Raw genomic sequence first — 12754 nt, forward strand, 5'->3', positions numbered from 1 at the left:
GAAGGTCCAAAGCTCAGAACATGTGTGACGTCGCGCCCTCGCCCTCGCCCGCGGCCGCCGCCGCGCGCGAGGGAATGAAGTCGCCGGTGATCATCTGCGCGTAGCTGGCGCCGGGGCCGACCATCGGATATACGCCGGCCTCCGGGTCGATCATCACTTCCAGGAAGGCCGGGCCGGGGTAGGCGAGGAAGTCGGCAATCGTCGCCTCCAGCTCGTCCACGCGTTCCAGCCGCCGCGCCCAGCCGAAGCCGTCGGCCTGCGCGGCGCGCACGAAGTCCTTCTTGTGCAGGCTCTTGTCCGACGCCGCGAAGCGGCCCTTGAAGTACAGCTTCTGCCACTGCCGCACCATGCCGTCGCCGACGTTGTTCAGCACCACCACCTTGATCGGCAGCTCGTAGGTGGTGACGGTTTCCAGCTCGCCGAGGTTCATGCGGATGCTGGCGTCGCCGTCGATGTCGATCACCAGCTTGTCGCGCCGCGCGAATTGCGCGCCGATCGCCGCCGGCAGGCCGAAGCCCATCGTGCCCATCGAGCCGGAGGTGAGCCAATGCCGTGGCGCGCGAAAGTCGAAATACTGCGCCGCCCACATCTGGTGCTGGCCGACGCCGGTGCTGACGATGGCATGGCCCCGTGTGTGGCGGTTGATCGCCTCGATCACTGCGTACGGCTGGATCAGTGCGCTGGCGCGGTCGTAGGCCATCGCGTGCACGCGTTTCAGTTCCGTCACGTGCGCATGCCAGGCGTCCAGCTCGGGGCGCAGGCCGTGCGCGCGGCCGTACGCGGTGAGCCGTTCCAGCGCGCGCACCAGCGGCCCCACGTGCTGCCAGTCGACCGCCTTCACCTTGCCGATCTCGGCCGGGTCGATGTCGACCTGCGCGATGAACTTCGCGCGCGGCGCGAACTTGTCCGGTACGCCGGCCACGCGGTCGTCGAAGCGCGCGCCCAACGCCAGCACGAAGTCGCAGTCCTCCACCGCGTAGTTCGCGTAGGCGGTGCCGTGCATGCCGAGCAGGTGCAGCGCCAGCGGGTCGGTGCTGTCGAAGCCGCCCAGGCCCATCAGGGTGGTGGCGACCGGCAGCCCGAAAGCGTCGACGAAGGCGCGCAGCGCGGCCGACGCTTCCGCCGCGATCACGCCGCCGCCGGCGTAGATCAGCGGGCGCCGCGCCCGCACCAGTGCGTGGAAGAACGTCGCGCAGTCGGCGTCGCTCAGCGTCGACTGCTCCACCGCACGCAGCCGCGTGCGGTAGCCGGCCAGCGCCAGCTCGCCGCCGCCGCGCCAGGCCAGCGCGGTGTTCTGCACGTCCTTGGGCACGTCCACCACCACCGGACCGGGCCGGCCGCTGCGTGCCAGGCTGAACGCGGTACGCACGATCGCTTCCAGCTGCGTCGCGTCGGTGACCAGGAACACGTGCTTGGCGCAGGCGCCCATGATGTTGCTGACCGGCGCCTCCTGGAACGCGTCGCTGCCGATCGCGGCGGTGCCCACCTGGCCGCAGATCACCACCAGCGGGATCGAATCGGCCATCGAGTCGCGTACCGGCGTGACCATGTTGGTGGCGCCGGGGCCGGAGGTGACGATGGCCACGCCGATCTTGCCGGAGGCGCGCGCGTAGCCGGCCGCCATGAAGCCGGCGCCCTGCTCGTTGGCCGGCACGATCAACGGCATCGGTTCGCTGCCGTCGGCGCACGGGTGTCCGGCGTTGTAGCGGAACACCGCGTCGTACACCGGCAGGATCGCGCCACCGGAGTAGCCGAACAGAACGTCGACGCCCTCGTCGGCGAGTATCTGCACGATCACTTCGGCGCCGCTCATGCTGTGGCCGGCCAGCGGGTGCCGGTCGGTCGTGGTCTCGGCTTTCAGTGCTTGTGCATTCACAAAGAAAATCCCCACAAGTTCGGTGTCGTGCTCCCTCCCCTGCGCAGCAGGGGAGGGTTGGGGAGGGGTCGCTCTTGCCCGTAAAAAGTCAAAAGCGTCACCCCCTCCCAACCTCCCCCTGCATTGCAGGGGGAGGAGCCAGGGAGCGTCAGCCGGCCTTCTTCAACGGCGCGACGGCGGCGGGCGGCGTGTTCGGCTGCAGCCACGGCATCCGTGCGCGCAGCTTCGCGCCGACCACCTCGATCGGATGCTCGAGGTCGGCCTGCTTCAGGCGCTTGTAGTTCGGCAGGCCGGCCTGGTATTCGGCGATCCAGTTCTTCGCGAAGGTGCCGTCCTGGATGTCGCTGAGCACCCCCTTCATGCGCGCCTTGGTGCCGGCATCGACGATGCGCGGGCCGCTGACGTAGTCGCCGTACTGCGCGGTCTCGGAGACGAACTGCAGCATCTTGGCCAGGCCGCCCTCGTAGAACAGGTCGACGATCAGTTTCAGCTCGTGCATCACCTCGTAATAGGCGATCTCCGGCTGGTAGCCGGCCTCGACCAGGGTCTCGAAGCCCTTGGTCACCAGCTCGCTGGCGCCGCCGCACAGCACCGCCTGTTCGCCGAACAGATCCGTCTCGGTCTCTTCCTTGAAGTCGGTCTGGATGAGCATCGCGCGGCTGCCGCCGATGCCGTCGGCGTAGCCCTTCGTCTTCGCCTCGGCGTGGCCGCTGACGTCCTGGTGCACGGCCCAGATGCACGGCACGCCGCGGCCGCGCTCGTACTCGCTGCGCACCAGCGCGCCGGGACCTTTCGGCGCGACCAGGATCACGTCGATGTCCGCGCGCGGCGTGATCTGTCCGAAGTGCACGTTGAAGCCGTGCGCGAACAGGAGTGCCGCACCGGGTTTGAGGTTCGGCTCGATCGCTTCCTTGTACAGCGCGGGCTGCACCATGTCGGGGGTGAGCACGGCGACCAGGTCGGCGCCCTTCACCGCCTCGGCCGGTTCGGCGACAGTGAAGCCGTCGGCCTTGGCCTTGTGCCAGGTCGGGCCGTTCGGGCGCAGGCCGACCACGACGTCGAGGCCGGAGTCGCGCAGGTTGAGCGCGTGCGCGCGGCCCTGGCTGCCGTAGCCGAGCACGGCGATGCGGGATGAGGCGAGGGTGTGGTGGCTCATGCGGTGACTCCCTGGTTGGATGCGGTGGTGGTAGGGCGTGGGGCGGGGTTGGCGGGTTGCGTGGTGGCGCCGTCGGAAGCCGAGCCCACCAGCAGGGCGAACTTGGCCAGCACGCCGCGGCTGACTTTCGGCGCCGGCGGTTGCCACCGCGCGCGGCGCGCGGCGAGGTCGGCGTCGGTGGACATTTCGCGGGCGAGCGCGTCGATGCGGATGCGGTCACCGTCGGCGAGCAGCGCGATCGGGCCGCCGCGGGCGGCTTCCGGGGCGATGTGGCCGACCATGAAGCCGTGGGTAGCGCCAGAGAAACGACCGTCGGTGATCAGCGCCACGTCGTCGCCGAGGCCGCGGCCGATCAGCGCGGCGGTGACGCCGAGCATCTCGCGCATGCCGGGGCCGCCGGCCGGGCCTTCGTTGCGGATCACCACCACGTCGCCCTTCGCGATGCGGCCTTCCTGCACGGCGGCGAAGGCGGCCTCCTCGCTCTCGAACACGCGGGCGCTGCCCTCGAAGCGGGTGCCGCCGTGGCCGGCGCTGTGCTTGCCGGGGATCTTCAGGATGCAGCCGTCCGGCGCCAGGTTGCCGTAGAGGATGGAGTAGCCGCCGCGCGGCTTCAGCGGTGCGACGACCGGATGGATCACCCGCTGCTGCGCGACGCGCGGCGCCGCGGCGGTTTCGGCGAACAGGCTGCGGCCGGTGACGGTGGCGGCGTCCTCCAGCATGCCGGCGGCGATCAGCTCTTGCGCCACGCGCGCGGCGCCGCCGGCGTCGAACATCTCCACCGCGGTGTAGCGGCCGCCGGGCAGCAGGTCGGCGATCACCGGGGTGCTTTCGGTGGCCGGCTGGAAATCCTCCAGCGACCATTCCACGCCGGCCTCGCGGGCGATCGCGAGCAGGTGCAGCACCGCGTTGGTGGAGCCGGCGGTGGCCGCGACCATGCGCGCGGCGTTGTGCATCGCGGTGCGGCTGATCAGGGCACGCGGCGTGCGGCCCTCGCGCAGGCAATCCATCACCAGCTCGCCGCAGCGGCGAGCGGCGGCGAGCTTGTCCGGGTGGGTGGCGGGAATGTCGTTCAGCCCCATCGGCGACAGCCCCAGCGTGGTCAGCACCATCGCCATGGTGTTGGCGGTGAACTGGCCGCCGCAGGCGCCGGCGCCGCCGCAGGCGTCGCACTCCACCTGGCGCAGCTCGGCGTCGTCGATGGTGCCGGCGCCGTGCGCGCCCACCGCCTCGAACACCTGCTGGATGGTGATCGGCCGGTTCCTGTGCAGGCCGTGCGCGATGGTGCCGCCGTAGAGCGCCACCGCGGGGATGTCCAGCCGCGCCATCGCCATCGCTGCGGCGGGAATGGTCTTGTCGCAGCCGCACAGCACCACCATGGCGTCGCACAGGTGGCCTTCCACCGCCGCCTCGATCGAGTCGGTGATCACCTCGCGGCTGACCAGCGAATAGCGCATGCCCGGCGTGCCCATGGCGATGCCGTCGGTGACCGCGATGGTGTTGAACTCCACCGGCGTGCCGCCGGCGGCGCGCACGCCTGCCATCGCCGCCTGCGCCAGCTCGCGCAGGTTGAGGTTGCATGGCGACACGTCCGACCAGGTGTGCACCACCGCCACCAGCGGCTTCTTCAGCGCCGCATCGTCCAGGCCGGTGGCGCGCAGCATAGCGCGAGCGGGGGCGCGGTCCGGGCCGCTCTTGATCAGGTCACTGCGCATGGGGAAAGCTCCGAAGGACAAAGTCCCTTGACGGGGGGACAAATCGGCAGGAAAGCCGATTTGCACGGCGCCAGCCGCCCGCAGGGTGAGGGCCGGGGATGGCCCGAATGAAGGTGCCCCGAAGGGGCGGATGAGGGGCGAGTGCTTGCGGTGGAGCTGACCGAAAGGAAGAAGAGCGCCCCCTGCGCGCCAGGGAGGTGGCGGGACGGAACGGGAGTCGGCGCCATCGCGGCGGGCACGAACCGTCCGGCGCCGAAGACGCGCAGGGGGCGGCAAAAAGGGCGGACACGTCCGTGTGCCCGCCGGGGAAAGCTGGCCGGATCAGCCGCATGCGCGCGCTCCGGCGAAGAACGCAGCGGCGGTGTCGGCGTGGTCGTCGATCGCGGCGATCACCGCATCGCGCACCTCGTCGGTGCCGGCGCTGCCGCCGATGTCGCGGCTGTGCGGGCCGTGCCGCAGCACCTGCTCGACGGCCGACTCCACCGCGACCGCCTCCGCTTCCAGGCCCAGCGAATGGCGCAGCAGCAGCGCGGCGGAGAGGATCGCGCCGACCGGGTTGGCCACGCCCTGCCCGGCGATGTCCGGCGCCGAGCCGTGGATCGGCTCGTACAGCCCGCGCCGGCCGTCGCCCAGCGAGGCCGACGGCAGCAGGCCGAGCGAGCCGGCCAGCGCGGCGGCCTCGTCGGTGAGGATGTCGCCGAACAGGTTCTCGGTGACCACCACGTCGTAGCGGTTCGGCCGGGTCAGCAGCAGCATCGCCATCGAGTCGACCAGCTGGTGTTCGAGCTTCACGTCGGGGTAGTCGGCGGCGATGCGCTGCACCGTGCTGCGCCACAGCCGCGAGGTTTCCAGCACGTTCGCCTTGTCGACCGAAGTGACGTGATGACGGCGGTCGCGCGCCAGATCGAATGCACGGCGCACCACGCGCTCGATCTCGACCACGGTGTATCTGCACTCGTCGGTGGCGGCGTCGGCGCTGCGCGTCTTCGCGCCGAAATAGGCGCCGCCGGTGAGCTCGCGCACGAACAGCACGTCGACGTGCTTCAGCTTGTCGTTCTTCAGCGGCGACAGGTTGGCCAGCGCCGGATGCACCTGCAGCGGGCGCAGGTTCGCGTACACGCCGAGCGCGGCGCGCAGCGCCAGCAGGCCCTGTTCGGGCCGCACCAGTGCGTTCGGATCGGACCACTGCGGACCGCCGACGGCACCCAGCAGCACCGCATCGGCGGACTGGCACGCCGCCAGCGCGGCGGCCGGCAGCGGTTCGCCGGTGGCGTCGATCGCGATGCCGCCGATCAGCTGCTGCTCGAACGCGAACACGTGCTCATAGCGCGCGGCCACGGTTTTCAACACGGCCACCGCGGCGGCGGTGACCTCGGGGCCGACGCCGTCGCCGGGCAGGGTAACGATGCGTGCCTTCATGCCGCTTGCTCCTGTTGTTCGTACCGATGGATGGCCTCACCCTGCTGCAGCAGGTAGCCGAGCTGGTCGACGCCGTGGAGCAGGCAGTGCAGCGCGAACGGTTCCAGGCGGAACGGGATGCGGCCGCCGTCGGGCAGTGCGATGTACTGCTCGCGCACGTCGATCGCCAGCTCGATGCCGGGGTGCCTGAGCAGCCAGCGGTGCTCCCGCTCGTCGATGACGATGGCGAGCAGGCCGTTCTTCAGCGCGTTGCCGCGGAAGATGTCCGCGATCTCGCTGCACAGCACCGCCTGGATGCCGTAATCCAGCAAGGCCCACGGCGCGTGCTCGCGCGAGGAGCCGCAGCCGAAGTTGTTTCCGGCGACGAGGATCGCGCAGCCGCGCGCTTCCGGCCGGTTCAGCGGGAAGACGGGGTTGTCGCTGCCGTCGGGCTGGTAGCGCCAGTCGTGGAAACACAGCCTGCCCAGCCCGTCGCGGGTGGTGGTGGTGAGGAAGCGCGCCGGGATGATGCGGTCGGTGTCGATGTTCTCGTCGGCCAGTACGGCGGTGCGCGAGTGGAGGCGGGTGATGGGGTGCATCAATGAAATTCCTCGCTTCTTGCGTTGGCCTCCTCTCCCCTATGGGGAGAGGATTGAGGTGAGGGGCGGGTGCTCGCAGGGAAGTGCAACGAAGCGCGCCTTGCTCCTCCCCCTGCGTGCAGGGGGAGGTTGGGAGGGGGTAAAGCTCTGGAGCTGGGGGCAAGAGCGACCCCACCCCGGCCCTCCCCTGCCAGCAGGGGAGGGCGGCCAGCGAATCGGTCGGCTTTCATGCCGCCACCTCCGCCAGGTACTCGCGCGGGTCGGCGATGCGCCCGGCGACGGCGCTCGCGGCGGCGGTGGCCGGGCTGGCCAGCACGGTGCGCGCGCCCTTGCCCTGGCGGCCCTCGAAGTTGCGGTTGGAGGTGGAGACGACGAGCTGGCCCGGCTGCGCCAGGTCGCCGTTCATCGCGATGCACATCGAGCAGCCGGGCACGCGCCACTCGGCGCCGGCGGCAAGGAACACCCGGTGTAGGCCTTCGCGCTCCGCGTCGCGGCGCACCGCCTCGGAGCCGGGCACCACCAGCATGCGCACGCCGTCGGCGACGCGTCGGCCGCGCAGCACGCGCGCCACTTCGCGCAGGTCGGACAGGCGCGAGTTGGTGCAGCTGCCGACGAACACCACGTCGACCGGCGTGCCCTGCATCGGCTGGCCGGGGCGGCTTTGCATGTAGTCGAGTGCGCGGCGTTCCTGCGCGTTCGTCGCCGCCGGCACCGGCGCGTCCATGGCGATCGCCATGCCGGGGTGGGTGCCGTAGGTGACGGTGGGTTTCACCGCGGCGGCGTCGATGCGCACCTCGCGGTCGTAGCGCGCGCCGTCGTCGCTCTTCAGCGTGCGCCACTTCGCCACCGCCGCGTCCCACGGCGCGCCCTGCGGTGCGCGCATGCGGCCTTCCAGCCAGGCGAACGTGGTCTCGTCCGGCGCGATCATGCCGGCGCGCGCGCCGGCCTCGATCGACATGTTGCAGACGGTCATGCGCTCGTCCATCGACAGCGCCTCGATCGCCGCGCCGCGGTACTCCAGCACGTGGCCGGTACCGCCATCGACGCCGATCGTGCCGATGATGTGCAGGATCAGGTCCTTCGCGCCCACGCCCGGCGGCAGCTGGCCGTCCACGTGGATCGCCATGGTCCTCGGCTTGCGCTGCAGCAGGCATTGCGTGGCCATCACGTGGCCGACCTCGGTGGTGCCGATGCCGAACGCCAGCGCGCCGAACGCGCCGTGGGTGGAGGTGTGGCTGTCGCCGCAGACGATGGTCATGCCCGGCTGCGTCGCGCCCAGCTCCGGGCCGATCACGTGCACGATGCCGCGCTCGGCGCTGTTCCAGCCGTGCAGCTCGACGCCGAACTCGCGGCAGTTGCTTTCCAGCTGCGCCACCTGCGCCTGCGCCTCGGCGTTCGCGTACGGACGGCTGCCGTCGGCGTTGGCCGGCAGGGTCGGGGTGGAATGATCCAGCGTGGCCAGCATGCGGTCGGGCCGGCGCAGGCTCAGTCCACGCTCGCGCAGTTCGCTGAACGCCTGCGGCGAGGTGACCTCGTGCACCAGGTGCAGGTCGACGTAGAGCACCGCGGGCGTGTCGATGGTTTCGGCGACGACCACGTGGGCGTCCCAGACTTTCTCGAACAGGGTCCGCGCACTCATGCCGATGCCTCCATGGGGGCAGGCTGTTGATGAGGAGTCCGGCCATGGATGGCCGGTTCTTGATCTTCGCGGTCAGGGACGACCGCATTGACGACACTCAGCCAGCCGTGGCGATCCTCGGTACGGCCATCGAACAATCCGAAGAACGCCTGCCGCAGCTGCTGCGTGACCGGGCCGGGCGTGCCCTTGCCGACCGCCTTGCGGTCGACCGAACGCACCGGGGTGATCTCGGCGGCGGTGCCGGTCATGAACACCTCGTCGGCCGAGTACAGCGCCTCGCGCGGCAGCTCGCGCTCCTCCACCGCGATGCCGAGGCCGGCGGCCAGCGCGAGCACGCTGTCGCGGGTGATCCCGGCCAGGATGCCGGCGCTGGACGGCGGCGTGAGCAGCCGGCCGTTCTTCACCAGGAACAGGTTCTCACCGGCGCCTTCGCTGAGCAGGCCGCCGTGGCCCAGCGCGATGCCCTCGTCGTAGCCGTTGCGGCGCGCCTCCAGCCCGATCAGCTGGCTGGACAGATAGTTGCCGCCGGCCTTGGCCCAGCTCGGGATGGTGTTCGGCGCGGGACGGTTCCACGACGACACGCAGATGTCGGCGCCGCGCTCGGCCGCCTCGCCCAGGTACGCACCCCAGTTCAGCGCGATGATCGCCACCTCCACCGGCGCGCCGTCCTTCGCCAGCACGCCCAGCCCGCCGGCGCCGCGGAACACGATCGGCCGCACGTAGGCCGACGGCATCGCGTTGGCGCGGATCAGCTCCAGGCAGGCGGCGTTGATCTCGTCCTCGCTGTAGCCGACCTCGATCTCGTAGACGCGCGCCGACTCGAACAGGCGGCGGGTGTGGTCGGCCAGGCGGAAGTAGGCCGGGCCGCGCGGCGTGGCGTACACGCGCTCGCCCTCGAACACGGAGGAGCCGTAATGCAGCGCGTGCGTGCTGACGTGGACGTTGGCCTCGGCCCACGGCTTGATGCGACCGTTGTGCCACAGGAATGGGGTGTTCATGCGGTGATCTCCTTGTGCGGGCGTCCCTGCGCGCGAGGATCGGCAAGCGGCCTTCCCTGACCACGCTCTTCAATGGACGGGGCTTGCTCGTGCGGCGGGTGCTGCGCGATCCGGTTGACGATGACCAGCGCGGCCAGCGCGGCGGCCTCGACGATGTCGGTGCTGCTGCCGTGGCCGCGCCAGTCGCGCGCGGCGTGGCGCGCGCTCAGCTGGGCGTGGCCCAGGGCGTCGGCGCCTTCGCCGAGCGCATCGATCTGGAAGCGGGTGAGCGCCAGCGGCGTGCCGGTGGCGCGCTCGATCGCGCGCAGCACCGCGTCGACCGGGCCGTCGCCGATCGCCGCCTCGCCGACCTCGTGGCCGTCGTCGTGGGCCAGCTTCACCGAGGCCGAGGCGCTGCCGCCGAGGTGCGAGCTGGCGTGCAGCTGCACCAGGCGCCACGGGCCGCCGGCGTGCGGGTCGCGGCCCAGCGCCAGCGCTTCCAGGTCCTCGTCGTGCAGCTCGCGGCCGTGGTCGGCCAGCGTCTTGAAGCGCGCGAAGATCTCGTCCAGCGCGGCGTCGTCCGGCGCGTGGCCCAGCGCCTGCAGGCGCTGGCGCAGCGCGGCGCGGCCGGAGTGCTTGCCCATCACCAGGCGGGTTTCGGCGATGCCGACGTCCTGCGGCCGCATGATCTCGTAGGTGCCGCGGTGCCTCAGCATGCCGTGCTGGTGGATGCCCGACTCGTGCGCGAACGCGTTGGCGCCCACGATCGCCTTGTTGCGCGGTACCGCCTGGCCGGTCAGCTCGGTCAGCAGGCGCGAGGCGGGATACAGCTGGCGGGTGTCGATGCGGGTATCCACGCCGAAGTGCGGCGCGCGCACCTTCAGCGCCATCACCACCTCCTCCAGCGCGGCGTTGCCGGCGCGCTCGCCGATGCCGTTGATGGTGCATTCCACCTGGCGCGCGCCGGCGCCCACCGCGGCCAGGCTGTTCGCCACCGCGAGCCCCAGGTCGTCGTGGCAGTGGCTGGAGAACACCACCCGCTCCGCGCCCACGACATGCCGGCGCAGATACTCGAACAGTTCGGCGATCTCGGTCGGCGTGGTGTAGCCCACCGTGTCCGGCGCGTTCAGCGTGCTGGCGCCGGCGGCGACCGCGGCGCTGAACACCTCGGCGAGGAATTCGGGCTCGGTACGCAAGGCATCCTCGGCGGAGAACTCCACCTCGTGGCACAGCCCGCGGGCGCGTTCGATCGCGCGCACCGCGGTGTCCAGCACCTGCGCCCTGCTCATGCCCAGCTTGTGCTCGCGATGCAGCGGGCTGGTCGACAGGAACAGGTGGATGCGCGAATGGCGGGCCGTCGCTAGCGCGCGGGCGGCGCTGTCGATGTCGCCGTCCTGGCAGCGTGCCAGCGCGCACACCGTGGTGCTTTTCAGCGCCCCGGCGATTTCCGCGACTGCAGCAAAATCGTCCGGCGAGGCCTGCGGGAAGCCCGCTTCGAGCACGTCCACGCCGAGCGCCTCGAGCTGCTGCGCCATGCGCAGCTTGGCGTGCCGGTCCATCGAGAAGCCGGGCGCCTGCTCGCCGTCGCGCAGGCTGGTGTCGAAGATGCGCACGCGCCCGGCGACTACGTCGTCGTCGCTGGCGGGGCTGCTGTGCTGGTCGGGGGTTTTCATCATGGCTCCGCTGTGGGCGGCGCCGAAGGCACAAAAAAACCCCGCATCCGTTACCGGGTGCGGGGTTCTTCGGGTGTTTTCAGGTTTTCTTATCTACCTGGACACATGCCCTCAGCCCGCACCTCCGTTGGTAATAAGGAGTACGAGTACGAGGGTAATAAGGAGCGTGCCGCCGAGCTGCAGCAGGCCGTCGACCGTCGCGAGACGGTTCATTTCGGCGATGCGGCAATGGTTGCTGCGCTGCGACATGTGACCGACCTTAGGGCACTTCGTGCGGCGGCGTCAACAGTTTCGTTTGAAATCGTCGATCGGCCTGCTTTGGACGTCCAGATGTCCAGACGTTCTTGCCGGGCGAGACGCGGAATATTTCACGAGAGCAGCAGCCGGCTCCGCAGGGCGATCTCGCTGGCCGCCAGCGGTTCGGCGCTGGCGCCGCGTGCCAGCATCGCGGCCAGCGCGGGGGGCACGGCGAGCGGGTGGTCGAGCAGTGGCGCCACCACGTTCTCGAACTTGGCCGGATGCGCGGTGGCGACCACCGCCCATGGCGCCGTGTCGCCCTCCGCGCGCAGGCGGTCGAGCAGGTGCATTGCGGTGGCGGTGTGCGGACAGAACAGCTCGCCGTGCTCGCGGGCGTGAGCGGCGATGGTGTGGCGGATGGTGGCGTCGTCCACGCTGTGCGCTTGCAGCAGCTGGCGCAACGCGGATTCATTCGGGAAGGTCCAGCGCAGCCGCTCGAAGTTGCTGGGCGCGCCGACGTCCATTGCGTTGGCGAGAGTGGCGATGGCTTCGCGCGGGCGATAGTCGGCGCCGGCGAAGAACTCGGGCAGGGTGGCGTTCGCGTTGCAGGCCAGCCGCACCTCGCCGACCGGCAGGCCCAGTTCGCGCACCCACAGGCAGGCCAGCGCGTTGCCGAGATTGCCGGTGGGCACGATGAAGTTGAGCGGCGTGCCGTGTTCGCGCCACCAGCCCAGCGCGGCGTGCGCGTAGTAGCTCATCTGCGGCAGCAGGCGGCCGAGGCTGATGCTGTTGGCCGAGGACAGCGGCGCATCCGCCTGCAGTGCCGCGTCGTTGAGCGCGGCCTTGACCATGCGCTGGCAGTCGTCGAAGCGGCCGGCCACGCGCAGCGCGGTCACGTTGTCGCCGAAGCAGCCGAGCTGGTGTGCCTGGCGCGGCGAGACCAGGCCGTCCGGATACAGGATCACCACGCGCACGTTCGGCTGGCGGTGGAACGCGGCGGCCACCGCGGCGCCGGTGTCGCCGGAGGTGGCGACCAGGATGGTCAGCGGCCGCGCATCGCGGCGCGGCAGCCGGCGCAGGCAGGCGGCGAGGAAGCGCGCGCCGATGTCCTTGAAGGCCGAGGTGGGACCGTGGAACAGCTCCAGCATCGCCGCGTGCGGATGCGCCGGCAGGGCGCGCAGCGGCGTGTCGAAGCTGAGCGCCTCGGCGCAGATCGCGGGCAGTGCGTCGGCCAGCACGTCGCCGGCGAAGAACGGCGCCAGCAAGGTGGCCGCAGTGTCGGCCAGCCTGCCGCGCGGATCGAACGCGGCCGGGTCGAGTCGCGGCAGGGCTTCGGGCACGTACAGGCCGCCGTCCGGCGCCAGCCCGGCGGCGATCGCCTGGCCGAGCGGCACGGTTTCCGTGCTGCTGCGCGTGCTGTGATAACGCAGTGGTTCACGCATGGTCACCACCTCTGCGGGAGCGCACCCTGTGCGCGAGCTCTGCCT

10 protein-coding genes are annotated in these 12754 nt (G+C 71.0%); all 10 read right to left on the reverse strand.

Going from position 1 to position 12754, the window contains the following annotated elements:
• Positions 1-13 precede the first annotated feature (13 nt).
• The 10 genes from ilvB to thrC all read right to left on the reverse strand — a co-directional run bounded on the left by ilvB (position 14) and on the right by thrC (position 12709).
• Entirely contained in the window at positions 14-1813 is a 1800-nt protein-coding gene (ilvB, locus tag RHOOR87_RS0102500; protein ID WP_231381707.1) for a biosynthetic-type acetolactate synthase large subunit, read from the reverse strand.
• Positions 1814-2024: 211 nt separating this feature from the next.
• A complete protein-coding gene (gene ilvC, locus RHOOR87_RS0102505; protein WP_027484127.1) occupies positions 2025-3032 on the reverse strand; it encodes a ketol-acid reductoisomerase in 1008 nt (335 codons plus the stop codon).
• On the reverse strand, positions 3029-4744 hold the full coding sequence (locus tag RHOOR87_RS0102510; RefSeq protein ID WP_027484128.1) for a dihydroxy-acid dehydratase: 1716 nt from the start codon (positions 4742-4744) through the stop codon (positions 3029-3031). Before RHOOR87_RS0102510 ends, ilvC begins: the two co-directional genes overlap by 4 nt.
• A 321-nt stretch (positions 4745-5065) precedes the next feature.
• A complete protein-coding gene (gene leuB / locus RHOOR87_RS0102515; RefSeq protein ID WP_027484129.1) occupies positions 5066-6163 on the reverse strand; it encodes a 3-isopropylmalate dehydrogenase in 1098 nt (365 codons plus the stop codon).
• Positions 6160-6741: a 3-isopropylmalate dehydratase small subunit gene (gene leuD / locus RHOOR87_RS0102520; RefSeq protein ID WP_027484130.1), complete on the reverse strand. Its 582-nt coding sequence runs from the start codon at positions 6739-6741 to the stop codon at positions 6160-6162. The genes leuB and leuD overlap by 4 nt, the downstream gene beginning before the upstream one ends.
• Before the next feature lie 226 nt (positions 6742-6967).
• Positions 6968-8380: a 3-isopropylmalate dehydratase large subunit gene (gene leuC / locus RHOOR87_RS0102525; RefSeq protein WP_027484131.1), complete on the reverse strand. Its 1413-nt coding sequence runs from the start codon at positions 8378-8380 to the stop codon at positions 6968-6970.
• The gene (locus tag RHOOR87_RS0102530; protein ID WP_027484132.1) at positions 8377-9378 is read right to left on the reverse strand and encodes a branched-chain amino acid transaminase; all 1002 of its coding nucleotides are present in this window, start codon (positions 9376-9378) and stop codon (positions 8377-8379) included. The genes leuC and RHOOR87_RS0102530 overlap by 4 nt, the downstream gene beginning before the upstream one ends.
• The gene (locus RHOOR87_RS0102535; protein ID WP_027484133.1) at positions 9375-11033 is read right to left on the reverse strand and encodes a 2-isopropylmalate synthase; all 1659 of its coding nucleotides are present in this window, start codon (positions 11031-11033) and stop codon (positions 9375-9377) included. The genes RHOOR87_RS0102530 and RHOOR87_RS0102535 overlap by 4 nt, the downstream gene beginning before the upstream one ends.
• A gap of 108 nt (positions 11034-11141) precedes the next feature.
• Positions 11142-11279 (reverse strand): hypothetical protein, encoded by a 138-nt coding sequence (locus tag RHOOR87_RS20195; protein ID WP_015448976.1) that lies wholly within the window; start codon positions 11277-11279, stop codon positions 11142-11144.
• 119 nt (positions 11280-11398) lie between these two features.
• Positions 11399-12709 carry a threonine synthase gene (gene thrC / locus RHOOR87_RS0102545; RefSeq protein ID WP_027484134.1) on the reverse strand — a complete coding sequence of 437 codons (1311 nt, stop codon included), beginning with the start codon at positions 12707-12709 and terminating at the stop codon, positions 11399-11401.
• Between the last annotated feature and the right edge of the window lie 45 nt (positions 12710-12754).

The sequence above is a fragment of the Rhodanobacter sp. OR87 genome, from assembly GCF_000473345.1.
GTDB lineage: Bacteria > Pseudomonadota > Gammaproteobacteria > Xanthomonadales > Rhodanobacteraceae > Rhodanobacter > Rhodanobacter denitrificans.